The 25,296-nt window shown below is 62.4% G+C and carries 29 protein-coding genes; 26 read left to right on the top strand and 3 right to left on the bottom strand.

Translation table 11 applies throughout. The features are described from left to right. Positions 1-99: 99 nt before the first annotated feature. From rluC to sppA, 3 genes are read left to right on the top strand one after another with little or no spacing between them, the layout of a single operon-like run. Positions 100-1,059: a 23S rRNA pseudouridine(955/2504/2580) synthase RluC gene (gene rluC / locus INT12_RS25480; RefSeq protein WP_046382359.1), complete on the top strand. Its 960-nt coding sequence runs from the start codon at positions 100-102 to the stop codon at positions 1,057-1,059. Then, positions 1,046-1,708 (top strand): HAD-IA family hydrolase, encoded by a 663-nt coding sequence (locus tag INT12_RS25485; protein ID WP_046382360.1) that lies wholly within the window; start codon positions 1,046-1,048, stop codon positions 1,706-1,708. Before rluC ends, INT12_RS25485 begins: the two co-directional genes overlap by 14 nt. Before the next feature lie 21 nt (positions 1,709-1,729). Continuing rightward, the gene (gene sppA / locus INT12_RS25490; RefSeq protein ID WP_046382361.1) at positions 1,730-2,713 is read left to right on the top strand and encodes a signal peptide peptidase SppA; all 984 of its coding nucleotides are present in this window, start codon (positions 1,730-1,732) and stop codon (positions 2,711-2,713) included. A gap of 130 nt (positions 2,714-2,843) precedes the next feature. Here sppA and INT12_RS25495 read toward each other — a convergent pair whose 3' ends face one another. Next, positions 2,844-3,422: a Maf family protein gene (locus INT12_RS25495; protein ID WP_193039677.1), complete on the bottom strand. Its 579-nt coding sequence runs from the start codon at positions 3,420-3,422 to the stop codon at positions 2,844-2,846. A gap of 105 nt (positions 3,423-3,527) precedes the next feature. Between INT12_RS25495 and INT12_RS25500 the strand changes: the two genes are divergently transcribed. The 20 genes from INT12_RS25500 (at position 3,528) to INT12_RS25595 (ending at position 21,151) form a co-directional block, all read left to right on the top strand. Continuing rightward, positions 3,528-4,058, top strand: coding sequence for a YceD family protein (locus INT12_RS25500; RefSeq protein WP_027607804.1), 531 nt, complete (start codon positions 3,528-3,530; stop codon positions 4,056-4,058). A 13-nt stretch (positions 4,059-4,071) separates the two neighbouring features. Continuing rightward, positions 4,072-4,254, top strand: a complete 183-nt coding sequence (rpmF, locus tag INT12_RS25505) for a 50S ribosomal protein L32 (protein WP_008152339.1) — start codon at positions 4,072-4,074, stop codon at positions 4,252-4,254. A 4-nt stretch (positions 4,255-4,258) separates the two neighbouring features. Beyond that, positions 4,259-5,269, top strand: coding sequence for a phosphate acyltransferase PlsX (plsX, locus tag INT12_RS25510; RefSeq protein ID WP_082118866.1), 1,011 nt, complete (start codon positions 4,259-4,261; stop codon positions 5,267-5,269). Positions 5,270-5,395: 126 nt separating this feature from the next. Further along, a complete protein-coding gene (gene fabD, locus INT12_RS25515; protein WP_046489281.1) occupies positions 5,396-6,334 on the top strand; it encodes an ACP S-malonyltransferase in 939 nt (312 codons plus the stop codon). A gap of 24 nt (positions 6,335-6,358) precedes the next feature. Then, the gene (gene fabG / locus INT12_RS25520) at positions 6,359-7,102 is read left to right on the top strand and encodes a 3-oxoacyl-ACP reductase FabG (protein WP_046382365.1); all 744 of its coding nucleotides are present in this window, start codon (positions 6,359-6,361) and stop codon (positions 7,100-7,102) included. A 192-nt stretch (positions 7,103-7,294) separates the two neighbouring features. After that, entirely contained in the window at positions 7,295-7,531 is a 237-nt protein-coding gene (acpP, locus tag INT12_RS25525) for an acyl carrier protein (protein ID WP_003175607.1), read from the top strand. A 126-nt stretch (positions 7,532-7,657) separates the two neighbouring features. After that, on the top strand, positions 7,658-8,902 hold the full coding sequence (fabF, locus tag INT12_RS25530) for a beta-ketoacyl-ACP synthase II (RefSeq protein ID WP_193059069.1): 1,245 nt from the start codon (positions 7,658-7,660) through the stop codon (positions 8,900-8,902). Continuing rightward, positions 8,902-9,717: an aminodeoxychorismate lyase gene (gene pabC / locus INT12_RS25535; RefSeq protein WP_126589456.1), complete on the top strand. Its 816-nt coding sequence runs from the start codon at positions 8,902-8,904 to the stop codon at positions 9,715-9,717. Before fabF ends, pabC begins: the two co-directional genes overlap by 1 nt. A 1-nt stretch (position 9,718) precedes the next feature. After that, positions 9,719-10,849, top strand: a complete 1,131-nt coding sequence (mltG, locus tag INT12_RS25540; protein WP_046382368.1) for an endolytic transglycosylase MltG — start codon at positions 9,719-9,721, stop codon at positions 10,847-10,849. 19 nt (positions 10,850-10,868) lie between these two features. Next, the gene (tmk, locus tag INT12_RS25545) at positions 10,869-11,501 is read left to right on the top strand and encodes a dTMP kinase (RefSeq protein WP_046382369.1); all 633 of its coding nucleotides are present in this window, start codon (positions 10,869-10,871) and stop codon (positions 11,499-11,501) included. Further along, positions 11,494-12,483: a DNA polymerase III subunit delta' gene (locus INT12_RS25550; protein WP_046489299.1), complete on the top strand. Its 990-nt coding sequence runs from the start codon at positions 11,494-11,496 to the stop codon at positions 12,481-12,483. The genes tmk and INT12_RS25550 overlap by 8 nt, the downstream gene beginning before the upstream one ends. A gap of 63 nt (positions 12,484-12,546) precedes the next feature. After that, positions 12,547-13,332 (top strand): TatD family hydrolase, encoded by a 786-nt coding sequence (locus INT12_RS25555; protein ID WP_102618411.1) that lies wholly within the window; start codon positions 12,547-12,549, stop codon positions 13,330-13,332. Between the two features lie 445 nt (positions 13,333-13,777). Further along, positions 13,778-14,446 carry a TetR/AcrR family transcriptional regulator gene (locus INT12_RS25560; protein WP_046382372.1) on the top strand — a complete coding sequence of 223 codons (669 nt, stop codon included), beginning with the start codon at positions 13,778-13,780 and terminating at the stop codon, positions 14,444-14,446. Between the two features lie 114 nt (positions 14,447-14,560). Continuing rightward, a complete protein-coding gene (locus tag INT12_RS25565; protein ID WP_102618412.1) occupies positions 14,561-15,529 on the top strand; it encodes a GTP 3',8-cyclase MoaA in 969 nt (322 codons plus the stop codon). 183 nt (positions 15,530-15,712) lie between these two features. Further along, complete coding sequence (locus INT12_RS25570) at positions 15,713-16,318, top strand: DUF4823 domain-containing protein (protein ID WP_046382374.1); 606 nt, start codon at positions 15,713-15,715, stop codon at positions 16,316-16,318. Positions 16,319-16,334: 16 nt separating this feature from the next. Next, on the top strand, positions 16,335-16,895 hold the full coding sequence (locus INT12_RS25575) for a DUF1285 domain-containing protein (RefSeq protein WP_046489303.1): 561 nt from the start codon (positions 16,335-16,337) through the stop codon (positions 16,893-16,895). 69 nt (positions 16,896-16,964) lie between these two features. Continuing rightward, positions 16,965-17,678 (top strand): GntR family transcriptional regulator, encoded by a 714-nt coding sequence (locus INT12_RS25580; RefSeq protein ID WP_046382376.1) that lies wholly within the window; start codon positions 16,965-16,967, stop codon positions 17,676-17,678. Next, complete coding sequence (locus INT12_RS25585; RefSeq protein WP_193039680.1) at positions 17,675-18,706, top strand: ADP-ribosylglycohydrolase family protein; 1,032 nt, start codon at positions 17,675-17,677, stop codon at positions 18,704-18,706. Before INT12_RS25580 ends, INT12_RS25585 begins: the two co-directional genes overlap by 4 nt. Before the next feature lie 68 nt (positions 18,707-18,774). Beyond that, positions 18,775-20,241, top strand: coding sequence for a purine-cytosine permease family protein (locus INT12_RS25590; RefSeq protein ID WP_046489304.1), 1,467 nt, complete (start codon positions 18,775-18,777; stop codon positions 20,239-20,241). Beyond that, complete coding sequence (locus INT12_RS25595) at positions 20,234-21,151, top strand: PfkB family carbohydrate kinase (RefSeq protein WP_193039681.1); 918 nt, start codon at positions 20,234-20,236, stop codon at positions 21,149-21,151. Before INT12_RS25590 ends, INT12_RS25595 begins: the two co-directional genes overlap by 8 nt. A gap of 69 nt (positions 21,152-21,220) precedes the next feature. Here the strand turns inward: INT12_RS25595 and INT12_RS25600 are convergent, their stop codons facing one another. Then, positions 21,221-21,565, bottom strand: coding sequence for a hypothetical protein (locus INT12_RS25600; RefSeq protein WP_046382380.1), 345 nt, complete (start codon positions 21,563-21,565; stop codon positions 21,221-21,223). An 86-nt stretch (positions 21,566-21,651) separates the two neighbouring features. Continuing rightward, a complete protein-coding gene (locus INT12_RS25605; protein WP_046382381.1) occupies positions 21,652-22,848 on the bottom strand; it encodes an MFS transporter in 1,197 nt (398 codons plus the stop codon). Between the two features lie 190 nt (positions 22,849-23,038). On the opposite strand from INT12_RS25605, the gene INT12_RS25610 reads away from it, so the two are divergent. From INT12_RS25610 to INT12_RS25620, 3 genes are all read left to right on the top strand, one after another. Continuing rightward, positions 23,039-23,518, top strand: a complete 480-nt coding sequence (locus INT12_RS25610; protein WP_046489311.1) for a GNAT family N-acetyltransferase — start codon at positions 23,039-23,041, stop codon at positions 23,516-23,518. 154 nt (positions 23,519-23,672) lie between these two features. Continuing rightward, positions 23,673-24,494 carry an SDR family oxidoreductase gene (locus INT12_RS25615; protein WP_046489313.1) on the top strand — a complete coding sequence of 274 codons (822 nt, stop codon included), beginning with the start codon at positions 23,673-23,675 and terminating at the stop codon, positions 24,492-24,494. Between the two features lie 38 nt (positions 24,495-24,532). Beyond that, a partial coding sequence (locus INT12_RS25620; RefSeq protein ID WP_193059070.1) for a substrate-binding domain-containing protein occupies positions 24,533-25,296 on the top strand: 764 nt, incomplete at its 3' end.

Consider the following 25,296-nt stretch of genomic DNA (forward strand, 5'->3'; position numbering starts at 1 on the left):
CCGCAAGTCCTCTGTCCAGGCCGCTTTTGGCGGCGTTCGCGACTATAGCAGTAATGATTAAGTGCTTCAATTCCATAAAAAATTGTTATCATCGCCGACATGACGACTACCGCCCCCCAGACCCCCAGCGTCCAGCTGCTCGAGGTCTCGCCGGAATATGCCGGCCAACGCATCGACAATTTTCTCCTGGCCAGGCTCAAAGGCGTGCCCAAGACCTTGATCTACCGCATTTTGCGTAAAGGCGAAGTGCGCGTGAACAAGGGTCGCATCAAGCCCGAGTACAAGCTGCAGGCGGGCGATATCGTGCGGGTGCCGCCGGTGCGCGTGCCTGAGCGCGACGAACCTGTGCCGCTGGCCCAGGGCCTGTTGCAGCGCCTTGAAGCGTCGATTGTCTACGAAGACAGCAAGCTGATCGTGATCAACAAGCCCTGCGGCATTGCGGTTCACGGCGGCAGCGGCCTGAGTTTCGGCGTGATCGAAGCCTTTCGTCAGTTGCGTCCGGATGCCAAGGAGCTGGAGCTGGTCCATCGCCTCGACCGCGACACCTCCGGCCTGCTCATGATCGCCAAGAAGCGCAGCATGTTGCGCCACCTGCACACCGCCCTGCGCGGCGATGGCGTGGACAAACGCTACATGGCGCTGGTGCGCGGCAACTGGGCCAGCTCGATCAAGAGCGTGCGCGCGCCGTTGCAGAAGAGCAACCTGCGCTCCGGCGAGCGCATGGTCGAAGTGGACGAGGAGGGCAAAGAAGCCCTGACCCTGTTCAAGGTGCTGCGCCGCTTCGGCGACTTTGCCACCCTGGTCGAGGCCAAGCCGGTCACCGGGCGCACTCACCAGATTCGCGTGCACACCCTGCATGCGGGCCACTGCATTGCCGGTGATACCAAGTACGGCGACGAGGCGTTCTCCAAGGAGATTCGCGACCTGGGCGGCAAACGCCTGTTCCTGCACGCCTACATGCTCACCGTACCGCTGCCCGATGGTGGCGAATTGAAATTGCAGGCGCCGGTCGATGAGATGTGGGCCAAGACCGTGGAGCGTTTGAGTGCCGCACCTTGACTACAAACTGCTGATTTTCGATTGGGACGGCACGCTGGCCAACTCCATTGGCCGTATCGTCGAGGCCATGCACATGGCCTCGACGCGTTCTGGCTTCGAGCTGTGCAGCGATCTGGCGGTCAAGGGCATTATCGGCCTGGGGTTGCCTGAGGCGATTCGCACTTTGTACCCGCACATCGCTGACGCTGAATTGGTCGCGTTCCGCGAGCATTATGCCGATCACTACATTGCGCTGGAGGCCGAGCCTTCGCCGCTGTTTGATGGCGTGGTGCAGTCCCTGGAAGCGTTCCGCGCCGAGGGTTATCAGCTGGCGGTCGCCACTGGCAAGGCCCGCCGCGGCCTGGACCGGGTGCTCAAGGCCCACGGCTGGGAAGACTATTTCGACGTTACCCGCGCCGCGGACGAAACCGCCAGCAAGCCCCATCCGCTGATGCTTGAGCAGATCCTCGCCCATTGCGGCGTGTCGCCACGCCAGGCGTTGATGGTCGGCGACGCGTCCTTCGACCTGATGATGGCGCGCAACGCCGGCATGGACAGCGTGGCGGTCAGCTACGGTGCGCAGGCTGCCGAGGCGCTGCAGGCATACGAGCCCAGGCTGACGATCGATCATTTTTCTGAATTGCAGGCCTGGCTCAGCCGGGCCCACTGAGTCTTTGCTGGGGTAGATGGCATGAGTGATGAGTGGAAAGCGCCCGAAAAGGCCGACAGCAGTGACGACAAGAGTTGGAAGCTGCTGGAGAAGACCCTTCTGGCCAGCGTGCAAGAGCAGCGTCGTTCGCGGCGCTGGGGGATTTTCTTCAAGCTGCTGACCTTTGTTTACCTGCTCGGCATGCTGGTGCTGTTCAGCCCGCTGGTGGACATGGAAAAAACCGCGACCCGTGGCTCCAGCTATACCGCCTTGATCGAAGTGCGCGGGGTGATTGCCGACAAGGAGTCCGCCAGCGCCGACAATATCGTCACCAGTCTGCGCACCGCGTTCGAAGACCCCAAGGTCAAGGGCGTGATCCTGCGCATCAACAGCCCGGGCGGCAGCCCGGTGCAGTCGGGCTACGTGTATGACGAGATTCGCCGCCTGCGCGCACTGCATCCGCAGATCAAGCTGTACGCGGTGATCTCCGACCTGGGCGCCTCGGGTGCGTATTACATCGCCAGTGCCGCTGACCAGATCTACGCCGACAAGGCCAGCCTGGTGGGTTCCATTGGCGTCACGGCGGCCGGTTACGGCTTTGTCGGCACCATGGAGAAGCTCGGTGTGGAGCGTCGCACCTACACCTCGGGCGAGCATAAGGCGTTCCTCGACCCGTTCCAGCCGCAAAAGGCCGATGAAACCCAGTTCTGGCAGAGCGTGCTCGACACCACTCATCGCCAGTTCATTGCCAGCGTCAAGCAAGGGCGCGGTGATCGTCTGAAGGACAAGGACCATCCGGAGCTGTTCTCCGGGCTGGTCTGGTCTGGCGAGCAGGCCTTGCCGCTGGGCTTGATCGATGGCCTGGGTAGTGCCAGTTCGGTGGCGCGGGACGTGATTGGTGAAAAGGAACTGGTGGACTTCACCGTTCAGGAGTCGCCGTTTGACCGTTTCTCCAAGAAGCTCGGCGCCAGCGTGGCGGAGAAGTTGGCCTTGTACATGGGCTTCCAGGGCCCGACCCTGCGCTGAGATCCCAAGGTCTGCGTAGATAAATGTGGGAGGGAGCTTGCTCCCGATTGCGGTGGGTCAGCTACAGATAAGCTGACTAATCCATTGCTATCGGGAGCAAGCTCCCTCCCACATTTGGTTTTGCGCTGGTTTAAGGGATTTGCACGCCCTCGGCCAGCAGCATATCCACCAGGCGAATCAGCGGTAGGCCGACAAGGCTGGTCGCATCCGGGCCTTCGGTGCTTTGGAACAGGCTCACGCCCAGCCCTTCGGCCTTGAAGCTGCCCGCGCAGTCATAGGGTTGCTCGATCCGCAGGTAGCGCTCGACCCGCTCTGCGTCCAGCGCGCGCATGTGTACAGTGAACGGCACGCAGTCGACCTGGCAATGCCCGGTCTCGCTGTTCAGCAGCGCCAGCCCGGTGAGGAAGCTGACACGCTTGCCGCTGGTCGCCAGCAGTTGCTCGCGGGCGTTCTCGAAGGTGTGGGGCTTGCCGATGATCCGGCCTTCGAGTGTGGCGACCTGATCGGAGCCGATGATCAGGTGCCCTGGATGGTGGGCGGCGAGGGCGCGGGCTTTCTCTTCGGCCAGGCGCTTGACCAGTTCGACGGCTGACTCATTTGCGCGGTGGCTTTCATCGATATCCGGTGAGCTGCAGATGAACGGTAAGTGCAGGCGGCTCAGCAATTCCCGGCGATAGACCGAGCTGGATGCGAGTAATAAAGGCAGCATGGGCGTCTCCTCAGGGCGACCGGGGATTCTAGCGGGACGACCGGCTGACGCACAGGGCTGAATTTCCTTTGACATGGCTGGGGGCATCCCTATAATGCTGCGCCTATGTTGAATGACCCGATTCCACCTCACGTTGACCCGCGCAAATTGGCTGATCGTGGCACTTCCCTTCAAGGTGAATTGCTGCTGGCCGATTTGGAGAGACTCTGCGACCCGCTTTCCGACACTGTCGGTACGGTGCAGGCCAAATTCGTTTTTGAACGAGATGAACGTAAATCTGTGGTTATTCACAGCTTTATCGACACCGAGGTCAAAATGGTTTGCCAGCGTTGTCTTGAGCTGGTCACCCTGCCGATTCACAGCGAATGCAGTTACGCTGTGGTAAAGGAGGGTGCGAATACCCAGTCGTTGCCGAAAGGTTATGACGTGCTGGAACTGGGCGAAGATCCTTTGGATCTGCATGCACTGATCGAGGAGGAGCTTTTGCTCGCCTTGCCCATTGTGCCTGCTCATCATCCGGAAGAATGCCAGCAGCCGGCGGGCCTCGATGACGAGTCCGAACCGAGCGAGGACGAGGTAACGCGGTCCAACCCGTTCAGTGTATTGGCGCAGTTAAAGCGTGACCCAAACGTTTAGGAGTTAATCAATTATGGCTGTTCAGCAGAACAAAAAATCCCGCTCTGCCCGTGACATGCGTCGTTCGCACGACGCCCTGACGGCAAGCACTCTGTCTGTAGAAAAAACCACCGGTGAAATTCACCTGCGTCACCACGTATCGCCAGAAGGCGTATACCGTGGCCGTAAAGTGATTGACAAGGGCGCTGACGAGTAATCACTTGTCTGCTCAAGTCATCGCGATTGACGCAATGGGCGGGGACTTCGGTCCCCGCAGCATTGTTCAGGCTTGTATTGCCAGCCTGTCTGCTACGCCCTCGCTGCACCTGACCCTCGTCGGTCAACCTTCCCTTCTTGAAGAACTGATTGCCAGCCATCCGGCGGTGGATCGCGCGCGCCTGACGATTACGCCCGCCAGCGAAGCCATCGGCATGGATGAAAAGCCAGCGGTAGCCCTGCGTGGCAAGCCTGACTCTTCAATGCGGGTCGCCCTTGAGTTGTTGCGTGATGGCAAGGTGCAAGCCTGTGTCAGTGCCGGCAATACGGGCGCGCTGATGGCGTTGTCGCGGCATGTGCTCAAGACCTTGCCGGGGATCGACCGGCCGGCGATAGTCGCGGCGATACCGACGCAGACAGGCTATTGCCAGTTGCTCGACCTGGGCGCGAATGTCGATTGCAGTGCCGAGCATCTGTTCCAGTTCGCCGTGATGGGCTCGGTGGCTGCCGAGGCGCTGGGTGTGGCCCGTCCGCGCGTGGCCTTGCTGAATATCGGCATCGAAGACATCAAGGGCAACCAGCAGGTCAAGCTCGCCGCCGCTTTGCTGCAAGGTGCGCTGGGGTTGAACTACATCGGCTTTGTCGAAGGCGACGGTTTGTATCGCGGCGAGGCGGATGTGGTGGTGTGCGACGGGTTTGTCGGCAATATCCTGCTTAAATCCAGCGAAGGTCTGGCGACCATGATTGCCACGCGGATCGAGGCCTTGTTCAAGCGCAACCTGGCCACACGCCTGGTCGGCGCCCTGGCGTTGCCGCTGATGCGCCGCCTGCAGGAGGACCTGGCCCCGGCGCGGCATAATGGCGCAAGCTTTCTCGGCTTGCAGGGCATCGTGGTGAAAAGCCATGGCTCGGCGGGGGTGGAAGGCTTTCAGAGTGCGATTGCACGGGCGTTGATCGAGATCCAGGAAAACCTGCCGCGACGCTTGCACGGCCGCCTGGAAGATCTGTTGCCTTAGGCGAATCGGCCCGGGAATGCTTAAATGTGACCGGCCGGTTCAATTGACCATCCAATCTGTCAGTTTCGTGCGCTCCCATCGTAGGAGCGCCTATATCCGACGACCAGATCATTAGGGGCTTGTTACATGTCTACATCCCTCGCATTCGTCTTTCCAGGGCAGGGTTCGCAGTCCCTCGGCATGTTGGCCGAGCTGGGCGCGCAATATCCGCTGATCCTGGAAACCTTCAAGGAAGCTTCCGATGCCCTGGGTTACGACCTGTGGGCGCTGACCCAGCAGGGGCCGGAAGAGCAACTCAATCAAACCGATAAAACCCAGCCGGCCATCCTCACCGCTTCGATCGCCCTGTGGCGCTTGTGGCTGGCGGAAGGCGGCGCGCGTCCGGCGTTCGTCGCCGGTCACAGCCTGGGCGAATACAGTGCCCTGGTCGCCGCGGGCAGCCTGACCCTCGCTGAAGCGGTCAAGCTGGTCGAGCGTCGTGGCCAGTTGATGCAGGAAGCGGTTCCGGCCGGGCAGGGGGGCATGGCTGCCATTCTCGGCCTGGATGATGCGGTGGTGATCGCAGCCTGTGCCGAAGCGGCCCAGGGCGAAGTGGTCAGCGCGGTGAACTTCAACTCGCCGGGCCAGGTGGTGATTGCCGGTGCCAAGGCCGCCGTTGAGCGCGCCATCGAAGGCTGCAAGGCTCGTGGCGCCAAGCGTGCCTTGCCGTTGCCGGTGAGCGTGCCGTCGCACTGCGAGCTGATGCGCCCGGCGGCCGAGCGTTTTGCCGAGTCCATCGCCGCCATCAACTGGCAGGCGCCGCAGATCCCGCTGGTGCAGAACGTCAGCGCGGCGGTTGCCGCGGATCTCGACACCCTCAAGCGCGACCTGCTGGAACAACTCTACAAGCCGGTGCGTTGGGTTGAATCGGTACAGACCCTGGCCGCCAACGGCGCCACCGAGTTGGTCGAGTGCGGCCCGGGCAAAGTCCTGGCCGGCCTGAACAAGCGCTGCGCCGACGGCGTGTCGACCTCCAACCTCAATACCCCGGATGCCTTTGCGGCCGCTCGCGCGGCACTGGCCTGAACCCCGAACTTAGGAGAAGCCTGCATGAGTCTGCAAGGTAAAGTTGCACTGGTTACCGGCGCGAGCCGTGGCATTGGCCAGGCGATCGCCCTGGAACTGGGCCGTCAGGGCGCCGTCGTGATCGGCACCGCCACTTCCGCCGCGGGCGCCGAGCGTATCGCCGCGACCTTGAAGGAAAACGGCGTGCAGGGCACCGGCCTTGAGCTGAATGTGACCAGCGATGAGTCCGTGGCTGCCGTACTGGCCGAGATCACCGCACAGTTCGGCGCGCCGGCGATTCTGGTGAATAATGCTGGTATCACCCGCGATAATCTGATGATGCGGATGAAAGACGACGAGTGGCATGACGTCGTCGACACCAACTTGAACAGTCTGTTTCGCCTGTCCAAGGGCGTTTTGCGCGGCATGACCAAGGCGCGTTGGGGTCGAATTATCAATATTGGCTCCGTAGTGGGTGCCATGGGCAACGCAGGCCAAGTAAACTATGCCGCGGCGAAAGCCGGTCTGGAAGGTTTCAGCCGCGCACTGGCGCGTGAAGTCGGCTCGCGGTCGATTACGGTCAACTCGGTGGCCCCTGGGTTCATCGACACCGATATGACCCGCGAACTGCCGGAAGCACAGCGTGAAGCCTTGCTGACGCAGATTCCGCTGGGCCGTCTGGGCCAGGCTCAAGAGATTGCGAATGTGGTCTCTTTCCTGGCATCCGACGGTGCGGCATACGTGACTGGGGCTACAATCCCGGTTAACGGCGGGATGTACATGAGTTAAATTGTGACGGATCGCTTCAAAAAAATGTCATACGAGCTGTCTAAAATCCGTTATAAAGCTGCAACTTAATTTATACGCGGGTGGCCGACCGGGTACGGGGTGAACCTTTCAGTTGAAAAGCTGAAATGGCTTTCTATACACTTACCCACTGGCCAGCTGCCTGAATTTGTCCATTAGGAGTGAAAACAAGGTATGAGCACCATCGAAGAGCGCGTCAAGAAAATCGTTGCCGAGCAACTGGGCGTTAAAGAAGAAGAAGTGGTCAACACCGCTTCCTTCGTTGAAGACCTGGGTGCCGACTCCCTTGACACCGTTGAGCTGGTGATGGCTCTGGAAGAGGAATTCGAGACCGAAATCCCGGACGAAGAAGCTGAAAAAATCACTACCGTTCAAGCTGCAATCGACTACGTTACCAGCCACCAGGCGTAATAGTTTGTAGTCGTCGCTTGCTGTCAGGGAAAAACCGCACTGCTGTAACGGCGTGCGGTTTTTTCTTTAGCTCTGATGAAAAGTGATTCTGAAGCAAAGTGTCGTCATTAGAAAAAGGAGAGTGCTGTGTCGCGTAGACGCGTCGTAGTCACCGGTATGGGTATGTTGTCGCCACTGGGCACGGATGTGCCGAGCAGTTGGCAGGGCATTCTGGCTGGCCGCAGTGGTATTGGTCTGATCGAACACACGGACCTTTCTGCCTATTCCACCCGTTTTGGCGGCTCGGTAAAGGGGTTCAATGTCGAGCAATACCTCTCGATCAAAGAGTCCCGCAAACTCGACCTGTTCATTCAATACGGCCTGGCAGCCGGTTTTCAGGCAGTGCGTGACGCTGGTCTGGAAGTCACCGACGCCAACCGTGAACGCATCGGTGTGGCCATGGGTTCGGGTATTGGCGGTTTTACCAATATCGAAGAAACCAGTCGCACGTTGCACGAGTCCGGTCCGCGTCGAATTTCACCGTTCTTCGTGCCGGGTTCGATCATCAATATGATTTCCGGTTTCCTGTCCATCCATCTGGGAGCACAGGGACCTAACTACGCCATTGCCACGGCTTGCACCACAGGCACGCATTGCATCGGCATGGCCGCGCGCAATATCGCCTATGACGAAGCGGACGTGATGATTGCCGGCGGCGCTGAAATGGCGGCCTGCGGCCTGGGCATGGGCGGCTTCGGCGCGTCGCGTGCGCTGTCGACCCGCAACGACGAGCCGGCTCGTGCCAGCCGTCCGTGGGACAAAGGCCGTGACGGTTTCGTCCTGGCCGACGGCGCCGGTGCGCTGGTGCTGGAAGAGCTGGAACACGCCAAGGCGCGTGGCGCGACGATCTACGCCGAGCTGATCGGCTTTGGTATGAGTGGCGACGCCTACCACATGACTTCGCCACCGGCCAACGGCGCCGGTGCTGCGCGTTGCATCACCAACGCCCTGCGCGATGCGAAGATCAGTCCGGACCTGGTGCAGTACATCAACGCCCACGGCACTTCGACAGCGACCGGCGACCTGGCGGAAGCCGAAGCGATCAAGTCGGTGTTCGGCGAGCACGCCTACAAGCTGGCGGTCAGCTCCACCAAGTCCATGACCGGCCACCTGTTGGGTGCGGCGGGCGCGGTCGAAGCGATCTTCAGCGTGCTGGCCATCAGGGATCAGGTCGCTCCGCCGACCATCAACCTCGATGAGCCGGATGAAGGCTGCGACCTGAACTTCGTGCCTCATGAAGCGCAGAAGATGCCGATCGACGTGGTGTTGTCCAACTCGTTCGGTTTCGGTGGCACCAACGGTTCCCTGGTGTTCCGCCGGTTCGCCGAGTAATGCACAGCTGGGTCGACGGTCAGCCAGCGGACAGCGTGCCCCTGAAAGATCGTGGCCTGGCGTATGGCGATGGCCTGTTCGAAACCATCGCCGTCAAGGCCGGGCAACCGGTGTTGCTCGACCGCCACCTGCAACGCCTGGCCGAGGGTTGCAGGCGGTTGGCATTGGTTGTGGACCCAGCATTGGTCCGCAGCGAAGTGCTCGCTTATGCCAGCGCTCTCGGCGACGGCGTACTCAAGTTGATCCTCACCCGAGGCGACAGCCTGCGCGGTTATGGCATCAACCCCGGCGCCCCGGTGCGCCGTATCCTGCAGGGCAGTGCGCCTGCTGCTTATCCCCAGGCCCATGGCAACGACGGTATCCGCCTGTTTCCGTGCGCCACCCGTTTGTCCGAACAGCCGCTGCTGGCCGGTCTCAAGCACCTCAATCGCCTCGAACAAGTGATCGCGCGCGCCGAGTGGCAAGATACCGAGCATGCCGAAGGTTTGATGCTGGATATGTCCGGGCGCGTCATCGAAGGCGTGTTCAGCAACCTGTTCCTGGTGCGTCACGGCGTGTTGTTGACCGCTGATCTGAATCGTTGCGGCGTGGCCGGCGTCATGCGTGCCGAGCTACTGGCCCAGGCGCAGGCGCTCGGCACCCCGGTGGTCGTGGCCGATATCAGCCTTGAGCAGTTGCAGTCGGCCGACGAGGTTTTTGTCTGCAACAGCGTTTATGGCATTTGGCCGGTGCGCGGCTGTGCTGCGATGAGCTGGTCGGTTGGGCCGCTCACCCGTAAACTGCAGGGCATTGTTCGCGCGCTATTGGATATTTGAGTTGATACGAAAACTGTTGTTACTGCTGCTGATCGGTCTGTTCGCGGCGGCGTTGCTGTTGGGGTTTTCGGCCTGGAAGCTCGACTCAGCCCTCAAGCAGCCCTTGCACCTGACCGAGGAGCAACTGCTCGACGTCCCCGCCGGAGCCACGCCGACCGGCACTTTCAATCGCCTGGAAGCCGACGGTGTGCTCGACGGCGCCTTCTGGTTGCGTCTGTACTGGCGCTTCAACCTCGAAGGCCAGCCATTGCACAGCGGCGAATACCGCCTCACTCCCGGCCTCACCGCCCAAGGCTTGATCGGCCTGTGGCAGCGTGGCGAAGTGGTGCAATACAGCCTGACCCTGGTGGAGGGCTGGAATTTCCGCCAAGTGCGCTCGGCGCTGGCCAAGCATGAAAAGATCGTGCAGAGCCTTGCCGGCCTGAGTGACAGCGAAGTGATGGACAAGCTCGGCCACCCAGGGGTTTTCCCCGAGGGGCGGTTCTTCCCCGATACCTATCGCTTCGTGCGCGGCATGACGGATGTCGAGTTCCTCAAGAAAGCCTACAACCGCCTGGACGACGTGCTCGCCCAGGAGTGGAGCAAACGCGCCGCCGACGCGCCGTACACCGACCCCTACCAAGCGCTGATCATGGCCTCCCTGGTGGAGAAAGAGACCGGTGTGCCGGAGGAGCGCGGGCAGATCGCCGGGGTATTTGTGCGTCGCATGAAGATCGGCATGCTGCTGCAGACCGATCCGACGGTGATCTACGGCCTGGGCGAGCGCTACAACGGTAAGCTGACGCGTGCCCATCTCAAGGAAGCCAACCCCTACAACACCTACATGGTTGCCGGGCTCCCGCCGACACCCATCGCGATGGTCGGCCGCGAGGCGATTCATGCGGCGCTGAACCCGGTGCCGGGCAGCAGCCTGTATTTCGTTGCCCGGGGTGATGGCAGTCATATTTTCTCGGACGACCTGGATGCACATAATGCCGCGGTGCGTGAGTTCCAGCTCAAGCGTCGCGCCGATTACCGTTCCAGCCCGGCGCCGCAGGTGAAGCCGTTGGAAGACCCCGCGCCGACGAACGATGCCCCCGACGCACCCGCCGAGCCTGCGCCGGACGCCGCCGCACCGCAAAGCCCGCAATGACTCTGACTAAGGACTGCCTGTGACTGGCTTGTTTATTACCCTGGAAGGCCCGGAAGGCGCCGGCAAAAGCACCAACCGCGATTACCTGGCCGAGCGTTTGCGCGCTGCGGGCGTCGAGGTGGTGCTGACCCGCGAGCCCGGCGGTACGCCATTGGCCGAGCGCATCCGTGAAGTGCTGCTGGCCCCAGGTGAAGAACAGATGAACCCGGACACCGAGCTGCTGCTGGTGTTCGCCGCACGCGCCCAGCACCTGGCCGAAGTGATTCGCCCGGCGCTGGCCCGCGGCGCCGTGGTGATTTGTGACCGTTTCACCGATTCCACCTATGCCTACCAAGGCGGTGGCCGCGGCCTGTCCCAGGCGCGCATCGCCACCCTGGAGACCTTCGTCCAGGGCGATTTGCGTCCCGACCTGACCCTGGTGTTCGACCTGCCGGTGGAAGTCGGCCTGGCCCGTGCCAGTGCGCGTGGCCGCCTGGACCGCTTCGAACTGGAAGGCCAGGCGTTTTTCAACGCCGTGCGCAGCGCGTTCCTCGCCCGGGCCAAGGCCGAGCCGGCGCGTTACTACCTGTTGGACGCCGCCCAGCCGCTGGCCCAGGTGCAGCAGGCCATCGATGCGCTGCTACCCACATTGCTGGAGCGCGCCCGTGGCTGAAGCCTACCCTTGGCAGGACAGTCTCTGGCAGCAACTGGCGGGGCGTGCCCAGCACGCTCATGCCTACTTGTTGCACGGCCCGGCGGGTATCGGTAAGCGCGCACTCGCCGAACGCCTGATGGCCAGCCTGCTGTGCCAACGTCCGGTCAACCTGGAAGCCTGCGGCGTGTGCAAGTCCTGCCTGCTGCTCAAGGCCGGCAGCCACCCGGACAACTACCTGCTGGAACCCGAGGAAGCGGACAAGGCGATCAAGGTCGACCAGGTGCGTGACCTCGTCAGCTTCGTGGTGCAAACCGCGCAGATGGGCGGGCGCAAGGTCGTACTGATCGAGCCGGTGGAGGCGATGAACATCAACGCGGCCAACGCCTTGCTCAAAAGCCTCGAAGAACCTTCCGGCGATACCGTGCTGTTGCTGGTCAGCCATCAGTCCAGCCGCTTGTTGCCGACCATTCGCAGCCGTTGCGTGCAGCAGGCGTGCCCATTGCCCAGCGAGGCGATGAGCCTGCAATGGCTGGAACAGGCTTTGCCGGACTGTTCCGAAGCCGAACGGGTCGAGTTGCTGACCCTGGCCGCCGGCTCCCCCCTGGCCGCCGTGAAGCTGCAGGCCCAGGGCGTGCGCGAGCAACGCGCGCTGGTGGTGGACGGGGTGAAAAAGCTGCTCAAGCAGGAGTTGTCCGCCACCCAGTTGGCGGAAACCGCCTGGAAGGACATCCCCTTGCTGCTGCTGTTCGACTGGTTCTGCGACTGGTCGAGCCTGATCCTGCGCTACCAGTTGACCCAGGATGAAAATGGCCTGGGCCTGCCGGACATGCGCAAGGTCGTGCAATACCTCGCGCAGAAAAGCGCACAGGACAAGGTGCTGAATATCCAGGACTGGATTCTCGCCCAGCGCCAGAAGGTCCTCGGCAAGGCCAACCTCAACCGCGTGCTGTTGCTCGAAGCGCTGCTGGTGCAGTGGGTCGGTTTGCTCGGCCGGCGTTAATTTCCGTGGCCGACGGGTGTATCGTCGGCCAGATCCTTCCCGTGATTGAAGTTGTCATTTCCTATGCTCGTAGATTCCCATTGCCACCTTGATCGCCTCGACCTCGCCCAACACGGCGGTTCCCTCGACGCCGCCCTGGAAGCGGCCCGCCAGCGTGGGGTCGGGCACTTCCTGTGCATCGGCGTCAGCGCCGACAATGCGGCCGACGTCAAAGCCCTCGCGGATTGCTACGCGGACGTGGATTGCTCGGTGGGTATCCACCCGCTGGACCTCAAGCCCGGCGAAGCCCCGGCCCTCGACTGGTTGCTCGGCGAACTCAACCACCCACGGGTGGTGGCGATTGGTGAAACCGGCCTGGACTATCACTACGAGCCCGAAGCCGCGCTATTGCAGCAAGCGTCGTTCCGCCTGCACCTGCACGCCGCCGAGCAGACCGGCAAACCGGTCATCGTCCACACCCGCGGCGCCCGCGCCGACACCCTGAGCCTGCTGCGCGAAGCCGCATTGCCCCAGGCCGGCGTGCTGCATTGCTTCACCGAAGACTGGGACATGGCCAAGGCGGCCCTCGACCTGGGGTTCTACATTTCCCTGTCGGGCATCGTCACCTTTCGCAATGCCGACGCCCTGCGTGACGTGGCGCGACAAGTGCCGGCCGACCGGCTGCTGGTGGAAACCGACTCGCCGTACCTGGCGCCGATTCCCCATCGCGGCAAGCCGAACCTGCCGGAGTATGTGCGTGACGTGGCGGATTACCTGGCGATGCTACGCGGTGAATCCTACGAACGCTTTGCCGAACAGACCACCGAGAACTTCAAGCGCCTGTTCCCGCTGGCGCACGTCGCGGGTTGACGCGACCAAATCCGAGGCAAAAAAAACCCGGGTTCTGGGGGGGGAATCCGGGTTAAGACCATTAGGAGTAAAACAAGGGCACGCAGTCCGTCGGTACCCAGGTCGACGCTTCACTTGGGGGAGATGTCGCGCCGACAGTTGAAGTATTGATCAGTATCCGATTCAGTCCAGTCGCGTCTGGTCGTTTTTTAAACAGATTTGGAATACGCGCGCTTCGCTTGAGTTCTCATTGAGCGGATGTACAGGCGTAGACGTCACGTATTATTTCTGACTGAACGCCATGAAATCGTCGGTATGCTGAAAGTAATGTGTGTGAACGGTTCACATAAGCGTTGCCCAACGACCGTTCAGTCGGGATAATCCCTCGTACCGGGTAAATCGTATCGCCACGTCTCCTTGGCCCTGCGCAACCCTCCCTATACCGACCTCTGCAGACCTTTTCCTCATGCAAAAAGAACCCCGTAAGGTCCGTGAGTTTCGCCGCCGCGAGCAGGAAATTCTCGACACCGCCCTCAAGTTGTTCCTCGAACAAGGTGAAGACAGCGTTACCGTCGAGATGATCGCGGATGCCGTAGGTATCGGCAAAGGCACCATCTACAAGCACTTCAAGTCCAAGGCCGAGATCTACCTGCGCCTGATGCTCGACTACGAGCGCGACCTGAACGAGCTGCTGCATTCGGCCGATGTGGACAAGGACAAGGAGGCCCTGTCGCGGGCCTACTTCGAGTTCCGCATGCGCGACCCGCAGCGCTACCGCCTGTTCGACCGCCTGGAAGAGAAGGTGGTCAAGGGCCATCAGGTGCCGGAAATGGTCGAGGAGTTGCACAAGATCCGCGCCTCGAACTTCGAACGCCTGACCCTGCTGATCAAGGGCCGCATCAGCGAAGGCAAGCTGGAAGACGTGCCGCCGTATTTCCACTACTGCGCCGCCTGGGCGTTGGTGCATGGCGCGGTGGCGCTGTACCACTCGCCGTTCTGGAGCAATGTATTGGAAGATCAGGAGGGTTTCTTCCAGTTTCTGATGGACATCGGTGTGCGTATGGGCAACAAGCGCAAGCACAGCAGCGAGCTGCCACCCGTTGACGCTGCACCTGCTGGCACACCTGCCGCGTAATGATTTGCTGCCAGGTGCAGTAACCCAGGAATATACTCAGGTAAGGCTATTGCCAAAAGCTGATTTATGAGTCAGCTTTTGCTGCGTCTGAATTATCCTCTGCCGGAGTGATCCATGATCGTTGATCGTCAAGGCAGGCGTTTTCGCAATTTGCGGATCAGCCTGACCTCAGCCTGCAATTACGCGTGTACCTATTGCGTGCCTAACGGCAAGCGGCTGGTGGCTGCCCAGGACGAACTCTCGGCCGAGGCCATGGCCCGTGGCGTGGCTTACCTGATCGAAGCCGCCGGTATCGAGCGCCTGCGCATCACCGGTGGTGAGCCGTTGGTCAGCCCCAAGCTGGAAGCCTTCATGGGCGCCGTGGGCGGGATGGGCCTCAGTGAGATCAGCCTGACCACCAACGGCCAACTGCTGGCGCGCAAACTGCCGCTGCTGGTGGACGCCGGCATTCGGCGCATCAACGTATCCCTCGACACGCTGAACGCCGAGGCCTTCCGCAGCATCGCCCGTGGCGGCGACCTGGCCACGGTGCTCGATGGCATGGACCAGGCGCGCGCGGCCGGGATCAAGATCAAGGTGAATATGGTGCCGTTGCGCGGCCAGAACCTCGATCAGGTGATGCCGCTGCTCGACTATTGCCTGGAACGGGGCTACGAGCTGCGCTTTATCGAACTGATGCGAATGGGCCACCTGGCCAAGGACTCCAATGCCTTCCTGCAGCAATTCGTCAGCCTTCAGCAACTGCTGAGCCTGATCGGCGAACACCACGAATACCTGCAAGCCAACGCTCCCGTGGACGCCACGGCGGTGCGCTACGAAGTGCCGGGCAAGGGTTTCTTTGGGGTGATCGCCAACGAAAGCGTGCCGTTCTGCCGCACCTGTTCACGGTTGCGGCTGTCGTCCACCGGTTGGTTGCATGGCTGCCTGTCGTCGAGCAATCGTCACTATGTCGGCGACCTGCTGGATAAACCTCGCCACCAGGCGCTGCCGGCCTTGCAAGGCTTGCTGATCAAGGCTCTGGGCGACAAACAGGAAGTGGCGTTCTCCGGTGGTGCGACCATCATGAAAATCATCGGCGGCTAACCCTGCCCCTGGATGACACACAATCCAGTGTGGGAGGGGGCTTGCCCCCGATTGCAATGTGTCAGTCCCAGATAATCTGACCGACTCGCCGCAATCGGGAGCAAGCCCCCTCCCCAAATGGCGCGGATTCTGCATCTCATGCCCATTCGCCGGTTTTCCGTCACCGGCTTCTGGAGGATTAGGATGCGTAGTCTGGTTTTGTTGCTGGCGTCGTTGACGCTGAGTGGTTGCATGACCGTCAGCGATATGGCCGAAGGCACCCGTTATCAGATGAGCGACGCCGGGTTGCTGGACCACAGCGACACCCGGCGCTCCGCGTCGATTCGCGTGCAGCCGGACTCCTTTGTCTTCATCGCCCAGGGCGCCTTCGTGCCGCCCGGCAGCGCCTATCCGCGCCCGAACGTGGTCGCCGAAGAAGCCTTCAACGGCTTCGTCGAATACTTCCCCATGGTGCGCCGCGCCCGCCAGCCCGAAAGCCTCGAACAAGCCATGGCCGAAGCCCGTGCGGCCGGCGCTCACTACTTGCTGTACTGCCGCTTCGCCAAGGCGGATGACCGCATCGGCAACGCCGATGAGTGGACCGATCAGCAGGCCCTCGACCGTGTCGGCCTGGACAGCGGCGTTATCCAGATCATGTTGATCGAGACCAGCACCCAGTATTTGATTGATACTGCACGGATTCGCAGTCGTGGCGGTTTACTGACGTTCCACGACAATACGCCCCAAGATCTGATCGCCCGCCCGCTGGCGCAGTACGCCCGAGGCCTGCTGGGCATGAGCGATCAGTAAGCCAGAGGAGAAGCCCATGACCGATTCCGCCAAGGCCAATGATCTATTGGCCCAACTGCCCAAGGGCAAGGGGCCGGCGCCGGTGCATCTGTGGAACCCGGACTTCTGCGGCAACATCGACATGCACATTGCCCGCGACGGCACTTGGTATTACCAGGGCACGCCGATCGGGCGCAAGCCGATGGTCAAGTTGTTCTCCAACATCATCCGCCGCGATGGCGATGAGTACTTTCTGGTCACCCCCGTGGAAAAGGTCGGCATCACCGTCGAGGATGCGCCGTTTGTCGCGGTCACCCTCGAAGTCGAAGGGCAGGGCGAAAGCCAGCGGTTGCGCTTCACCACGCAAGTCGACGAGCAGGTCGAGGCCGATCTTGAACACCCGCTGCGGGTGGTGATCGACCCCGACACCGAGGAGCCTTCGCCCTATCTGCGCGTGCGCGCCAACCTCGAAGCCCTGGTGCATCGCAATGTGTTCTACCAATTGGTCGAGCTGGCGGTGAGCCGTCCGATCGACGGTCAGAACTGGCTCGGCGTGTGGAGCGGCGGGACGTTCTTCCCGATTGGCCTGGAGCCCTGAGGAGGTTTTTTCCTCTCCCTGAAATAATTCGCTTGCTGTAAACGGCTGCTTTCGGTTATCAATTTGTACATGATTAGACATGTCCGATTCGATAAGAAAAAACGCGTCGTCGACGAACTCATCCGCCGTATCGAAGGTGGGGTGATGGCCGACGGTTTCCTGCTGCCGGGTGAGCATCAACTGGCCGAAGAGTTTGCGGTCAGTCGCGGCACGCTGCGCGAAGCCCTGGCCGAGCTCAAGCGCCGCAACTACATCGCCACCCAGGGCGGCGTCGGCTCCATCGTCACCTATGACGGCATGGTGCTCGACCAACGCAATGGCTGGGCCCAGGCCCTGGCCGACACCGGCGCCCTGGTCAGCACCGACATCCTGCGCTTCGAAGCCGTGACCCGCCCGGACCTGTTCAGCCGCTTCGGCAGCGACCAATTCATCGCCCTCGACCGTCGCCGCCGCGCCGCCGATGGCCGCGCCGTGTCTTTGGAGCGCTCGCTGATGCCGGCCTCCGGAGGCCTGGAAGGCTTGCCCCGGGTCGGGTTGATCGACAACTCCCTGACCATCACCCTGGCCGCCTACGGTTACGTCGGCGCCGAAGGCGATCAATGGATCGGCGCCGAGCCTCTGACCGATGAAGACGCCGAGCTGCTCGAGCGCCCGGTGGGCACGGTGTTTCTCAAGGCGTCGCGCACCACTTACGACCGGCGCGAACGCTTCATGGAATACGTGGAAAGTCTGCTCGACCCGCTGCATTTTCGTCTGCACTTGCAGTTTGGCGCGACGAAATGAGCGCGCACAATCGTGCCCTCGGCGCCTTCTACGGTCTGGCGTTGGGCGATGCCCTGGGCATGCCCACTCAGTCTTTGAGCCGCGAGCAGGTCCGGGCGCGCTTCGGTGCCATCACCGGCCTGGAAGATGCCGACGCCGACCAACCCATCGCACCGAACATGCCCGCCGGCTCCATCACCGATGACACCGAGCAGGCGATCCTCGTCGGCGAGTTGCTGGTGGAAGGCCTGGGCACGATCGAGCCGAGCGTACTTGCGCGACGCCTGATCGACTGGGAAGCGCGAATGCGCGCCAAAGGCTCCCAGGACCTGCTGGGCCCGTCGACCAAGCGCGCCATCGACATGATCCTCGCCGGGCATACGCCTGAAGAGTCCGGGCGCTACGGCACCACCAACGGCGCGGCGATGCGTATCGCGCCGGTGGGGATTGCCGCCGATGTCAGCGACCCCGCGCCGTTCATCCGCGCGGTGATCCAGGCGTGCCAGGTGACCCACAACACCAGCCTGGGCATCTCCAGTGCCGCGGCAGTGGCGGCAGTGGTCTCGGCCGGGATCAACGGCGCGGACCTGGGCGCAGCGCTGAACATCGGCAGCCAGATCGCCCAGCAGGCCGAACGCCATGGACACTGGGTGGCCGGCGGCCGTATTGCCACGCGCATCGGTTGGGCGCGGACCTTGAGCGTCGCCAGTGGCGACAAGGCGCTGTTCGCCGACCTGCTCTATGAATTGATTGGCACCTCGGTCGCTTCCCAGGAATCGGTGGTGGTCTCGTTCGCCCTCGCGCAGCAAGTGGCGGTGGGCGAGATGAACGCCTTCGAGGCCTTGTGCGTGGCCGCCAGCCTTGGCGGCGACACCGACACCATCGCCGCGATCCTCGGCGCGATGCTGGGCGCGTGCCTGGGGATGCAATGCTGGCCGGCGGCGATGATCGAACAGGTCCAGCGGGTCAACGGGCTGGCGCTGCAGCCGTTGGTTGAAGGCCTGCTCAGCTTGCGCCAGGCGCCACCGGCCAGCGCGCTCGCGCACTGACCGAGTCAACATTGCGATTTGCGAATTTGCCACAACCCTAACAATACTGGCACCAGGAGCACCCGCACATGAGTACGTCCACTTCCGGCCCAAGCGCCGGGCGCTTGGAAACGCGCGGCATCGAACCGGTCCCCGAAGGCGAGTGCCACGGCCATCCGCTGCAACTGTTCTGGGTGTGGTTCGCCGCGAACATCAGCATCCTGGGGTTGCCGCTGGGCGCCACCCTGGTTGCGTTTCGCGGCCTGGCCATCTGGCAGGCGGTCATCGTCGCCATCCTCGGTGCCGCCGGCTCCTTCGCGGTGGTGGGCATTATCTCGATCGCCGGGCGGCGCGGGCGGGCGCCGAGCCTGACGCTGTCCCGCGCCATCTTCGGCGTGCGCGGCAATATCGGGCCGACGTTGGTGTCGCTGATGTCGCGGCTCGGTTGGGAGACCGTCAACACCACCACCGCTGCGTTCGTCCTGCTGTCGTTGTGTACGCTGCTGTTCCACACCCCGGTCGCGGCGAAAAGTGCGCCGCTGCTGACGCTGCTGTTCATCGCCATTTTCGTACTGCTGACCCTGGCCGTTTCCGGCCTGGGCCATGCGACTTTGCTGGTGATCCAGAAGTGGGCGACCTACGTGTTCGGCGCCTTGAATCTCCTGGTCGGCGGCTTCCTCTGCGCCACCATCGACTGGAGCGCGGTGTTCAACGCCACCCCGGCGCCCTTGAGCGCGATGCTCATCGGCATCGGCACCATGGCCGCCGGCACCGGGATCGGCTGGGCCAACGCCGGCGCCGACATGTCGCGCTACCAACACCGCAGTGTCACGGCCGTGCGCCTGGTGGCGTCTGCCGCGTTTGGCGCGGGCATTCCACTGGTGCTGCTGATCACCCTCGGCGGCCTGCTGTCGGTGGGCAACAACGACCTGGCGGCGGCGACCGACCCGATCGTCGCGATCCGCGACATGCTGCCCACCTGGATGGCCGTGCCGTACCTGATCACCGCGTTTGGCGGGCTGTTGCTGTCGAATAACCTGTCGGTGTATTCGGCCGGCCTCACTACCTTGACCCTCGGTTTGAAGGTCAAGCGCGTGTACGCGGTGATCGTCGATATCGTGGCGATCTTCGCCGGTTCGATCTACTTCATGCTGATCGCCGACAGTTTCTACGGCCCGTTCATCACCTTCATCTCGTTGCTGGCGGTGCCGATCACCGCGTGGGTGGGGATCTTCGTGGTCGACCTGATTCACCGTCATTACTACAGCCCCGACGACCTGCTGAACGTCAGCCCAAGCAGCGCCTACTGGTATCGCGGCGGCGTGGAATGGCGCGCGTTGGGGGCGTGGGCCGTGGCGATCGGGCTGGGGTTCAGTTTCACTACCATCGGCACCACCGCCGACAACATCTGGTTCGCCGGGCCGTTGTCCGATTCCTGGCTGGGCCACAACGGCCTGGGCTGGATCGTGACTTTCGTGGTGGCCGGCGGGATATATGCATTGCTCGGCGGCGCGGCTGACCGGCGTCCGGCATTGGTCGAGCGTGCCAATGCCTAGGTTGCTGCACACCGGCCAGGTCATCGTCGACCTGGTCATGGCCCTCGATCAATTGCCGGCGAGCGGCGGCGACGTGCTGGCGCAATCGGCCCGTTTCGAAGCCGGCGGCGGTTTTAATGTGATGGCGGCGGCGCGGCGCAACGGCTTGCCGGTGGTCTATCTGGGGCGCCACGGCAGCGGCCGTTTCGGCGACCTGGCCCGTGCGGCGATGCACGCCGAAGGCATCGACATCGCGCTGCCCGCCAGCGCCGGCAAGGACACCGGCCTGTGCGTGGCGCTGACCGAAGCCAGCAGCGAGCGCACCTTCATCTCCCATCTGGGCGCCGAGGGCGAGCTGAGCGCCGAGGACTTGGCCAACGTTGCGCCACGTGCCGATGACTACGTGTACGTGAGTGGCTACAGCCTGCTTCTCGACGGCAAGGCCCAGGCGCTGATCGACTGGCTACTGGCGCTGCCACGGGCGATTACGGTGGTGTTCGACCCGGGCCCGCTGGTCAAGGCGCCCGACTCGGCGTTGATGCGCGCGCTGCTGCCGCGTATCGATATCTGGACCAGCAACGGCCCGGAAGCCCTGGCGTTCACCGGCGCGGCGGATATGGCCGAGGCGCTGATCAAGCTCAACCGGTATCTGCCCGCCGACACACTGCGGGTGGTGCGCGATGGACCGAACGGTTGCTGGGTCGGGCGGGCGAATGCGCTTGAGCCTGTGCCCGGCTTCAAGGTGCAGGCGGTCGACAGCAATGGCGCCGGAGACGCCCACGCCGGCGTGTTCATCGCCGGTTTGGCTAACGGTTTGAAACCGCTCGATGCGGCGCGCCGTGCCAATGCGGCGGCAGCCCTGGCGGTGACGCGCTGGGGGCCGGCGACTGCTCCCGGCGCCGCGGAAGTCGACGCATTCCTCGCTGGATAAGCCCCGCATAGGCGCTAGGGCTTGCCCTGACTCATAGGCTGGCGCCGACTAACCCGCTATTTCGATGCTTCACGGCGCAGGCTGTTTCGGTGCGCCAGGGATGTTCGAGTCGTCGCCCTTGTTGATACCGGGCTGATTGACCCCCGGGCCCATCTTGCCGTTACCGACGGCGGCGGGTGTCTGGCGCTGGGTGTCGTTGCCTCGGGTGCGCGGGTCGGCGCCGTTGTCGATGATCGCGCCACCATTGGTGTCGAGGCCAGTGCCCATCGAGTCCTGGGATTCCTGGGTCGCCGGGCTCGGCGGGGTGCCGACCGGATCGGTCTTGCCGGTGGACGAGGACGCGGCCAAAGCGCTCAGCGACGCAGCGGACAGCAGCGCCGTGAAGGCGAGGGCAGCACACTTGGAATGCTTCATGAGGGTGTCTCCATTAGGGTTAATGTCCTTACCCTTTATTGGTCAGCCCACATGTGGGGTTCGTGCCTGGATGCCGACGAGCGGTATCAGGACACCTGTAAGGTTTTGTGCGCCGAGAGCTGGCGCGCTATCAGGCGTGCCACGGTGATCATCCAGTTCAGTGCAGCGATGGCCAGTACGCCCATCATCAATGTCGACAGGCCGTAGTCGACGATGATCCTGCCCGCCAGCCAGGGAAACCCGAAGACGCCGACAAAATACGCCAGGCTGAACAGCAGCAACGCCTGGGACGTCGTGCCGGACGGCGCTTCGTGGGCGACCAGCCCATTGATCACCGAGTACGTCAGGCCGTAACCCACCCCCAGCGTGGCAGCCGCCAGCAGGTAGCTGAGGTTACCGCTCACACCAAAAGCAAACAGTGCAATCGAGCCGAGCATGATCCCGGACAACACACAGGCGGCCCGGTAGGCATCACGCTTGACCACGAAGCCGGCGATCAACAGACGGCTGGTGATCGCGGCGCTCAGGAACCCCGCGAAGAACAGCGAATAATCCAACCCATGCGCGGCCGCGTAGCTGGTCTGGAACGATGAAAGCCCGCCAAACACGCAACCGCCCAGGCCGACCATGAGGATGGCGAACGCCGCCCTGGACGACAGCACCCGGCGGCTGGCAGCCAGGGAAATCCTCGACGTCGGTGCATTCGCATGGTGCTTGAGTTGTGCGCCCAGTCGCCAGAACATCAGCACCCCAACGAGGCTGGCTGCCCCAGCGATATAGAAGGCGGTCGTCAGGGGCAGGTCCAGCGCACTGGTGGCTCGTCCGAGCAAGGGCCCGGAACCGATCCCGCTCAACATGCTGCCCGACAGCAGCGCAAAGTACTTGGCCCGCTGCCTGGGCTCGACCAGCAAGGTCACGATGATCGGGCCCAGCGTGTAGAACACGCCCCAACCCAAGCCGAGGGCCAGCCCGAACAGCATCAAGCCTTGGCCAAACCCCGGCGTCAGGGCAAAACCGAGGCAGGCCACCACCAGCAACACGCCCATTCCCGCAATCGCCCGTGCCGCGCCCAATGCATCGGCCAAATGCCCGGAGAGCACTACCGCGACGAAGGTACTGAGCATCGCCGTGGAAATCACACTGCCGGCGTCATGCTCATTCCCACCGCGCGAGTGAATCAGCAACGACAGCAGAAACGTCGAGCCGTAGGACAAGGACAACAGGAAGCTGGCCAGGCAAAACAGGACGAATAATTTTCCGCCCACCGGAGGTGTGGAGTTCATGAGCACGCCTTGGAATCATTGGAGTTATGGCCACGTTCTACCATGCGTGTCAGGGCGGATTGTTCTGTGGTTGCTGGTGCTTGCTTTAGCCTGCAACGGAGTAAGGTGGCCTGGCGATCCCGAAATTGCACTGCAATCCGTCATCAAACCGTCTTAGTATGTGGCCTTTGAATTTGCCCAAGGCGCGCCCATGACCATCGAGATTCGCCCCGCCGTGCCCAGCGATGCTGCGCAGATCCTGACTTTCATCACCGAGTTGGCCGAGTTTGAAAAAGCCCGTCATGAAGTGATCGCCAGTGTGGTGGATATCGAGCGCAGCCTGTTCAGCGAGGGCGCCACCGCCCATGGGCTGATCTGCCTGCGCGACGGTTTGCCCATCGGCTTCGCGGTGTTCTTTTTCAGCTATTCCACCTGGCTGGGCAGCAACTGCCTGTACCTCGAAGACCTCTACATCAACCCCGAGCAACGCGGCGGCGGGGCCGGCAAGAAGTTGCTGCGCCACCTGGCGAAGATCGCCTGCGACAACGGTTGCGGTCGGTTCGAATGGAGCGTGCTGGATTGGAACGAACCGGCGATTGCCTTCTACAAATCCATCGGCGCCCAGCCCCAGGAAGAGTGGGTGCGCTACCGCATGGAGGGCGATGCGCTGCGGGATTTCGCCCAGGGCTGATCAGGTACCCGGTGAAAACCGGCGCCCCGACGCCGGTTTTTTTATATGCTTTCTCACTATGTGGGATGTAAATTTATATATTGAGATATTTAAAGGTCTGGGTTTATAGTCGGCTGCATCAGCACTCACTACCAAAAATAAAACAGGTGAAGCGATGCAGGCACAACCTCTGTCACTCCCCGCCGTGCCCGAACCGACTTATGGCGAGCGGCTCAAGCACAAGGTGGTGATCGTCACCGGCGCGGCCCAAGGCATTGGCGAGGCGATCGTGGCCTGCTTCCAGGCGCAGCAGGCACGTTTGGTGATCGCCGATATCCAGGGCGAAAAGGTCGAGCAAGTCGCCGCCCACTGGCGCGAACGCGGCGCCGAGATCTACGCGCAACCGGTCGACATCACGTCCCAGGCGCAATGGCAGGCGCTGGTCAACCTGGCCATCGAGCGTTTCGGCCGTGTCGATGTGCTGGTCAACTGCGCCGGGGTCAACGTGTTCCGCGACCCGTTGCAGATGACCGACGAAGACTGGCGGCGCTGCTTCGCCATCGACCTCGACGGCGCCTGGTATGGCTGCCGCACGGTGTTGCCGCACATGATCGAGCAGGGCATCGGCAACATCATCAACATCGCCTCGACCCATTCCAGCCACATCATTCCCGGCTGTTTTCCCTACCCCGTCGCCAAACACGGCCTGCTCGGCCTGACCCGCGCCCTCGGCATCGAATACGCGCCCAAGGGCATCCGCGTAAATGCCATCGCCCCGGGTTATATCGAAACCCAACTCAACGTCGACTACTGGAACGCTTTCCCCGACCCCCACGCCGAGCGCCAGCGCGCGTTCGACCTGCACCCGCCCAAGCGCATCGGCCAGCCTGTGGAGGTGGCGATGAGCGCGCTGTTTCTGGCCACCGATGAGGCGCCCTTTATCAACGCCACCTGCCTGATGATCGATGGCGGACGGTCGGTGATGTACCACGACTAGAACTTGTCACTCTCCAATAACAACAAGAGGTGCCGTTCATGAAAAAAACACTCCGCGTACTCGCCGCCGCCATTGCGTTAAGCGGCTTCAGCAGTCTGGCCGTTGCCGAACCCGTAAAAATCGGCTTCCTGGTCAAACAAGCCGAAGAACCCTGGTTCCAGACCGAATGGGCCTTCGCCGAAAAAGCCGGCAAGGAACATGGTTTCACTGTGATCAAGATCGCCGTGCCCGACGGTGAGAAGACCCTCTCGGCCATCGACAGCCTGGCCGCCAACGGCGCCAAGGGCTTTGTGATCTGCCCGCCGGACGTGTCCCTCGGCCCGGCCATTGTCGCCAAGGCCAAGGTCAACGGCTTGAAAGTCATGGCCGTGGATGATCGTTTCGTCGACGCCAAGGGCAATTTCATGGAAGACGTGCCGTACCTGGGCATGGCCGCGTTCGAAGTCGGTCAGAAGCAAGGCGCGGCGATGGCCGCCGAGGCGAAGAAACGCGGTTGGGACTGGAAGGATACCTACGCGGTGATCAACACCTTCAACGAACTCGACACCGGTAAAAAACGCACCGACGGTTCGATCAAATCCCTCGAAGAAGCCGGCATCCCCAAAGACCATATCCTCACCGCCGCGCTCAAGACCCTCGACGTGCCCGGCAGCATGGACGCCACCAACTCGGCGTTGGTCAAGCTGCCCAGCGGCGCGAAGAACCTGATCATCGGCGGCATGAACGACAACACCGTGCTCGGCGGCGTGCGCGCCACCGAAAGCGCCGGCTTCAAAGCCGCCAACGTGATCGGCATCGGCAT

This window comes from Pseudomonas sp. K8 (assembly GCF_014889455.1).
GTDB lineage: Bacteria > Pseudomonadota > Gammaproteobacteria > Pseudomonadales > Pseudomonadaceae > Aquipseudomonas > Aquipseudomonas veronii.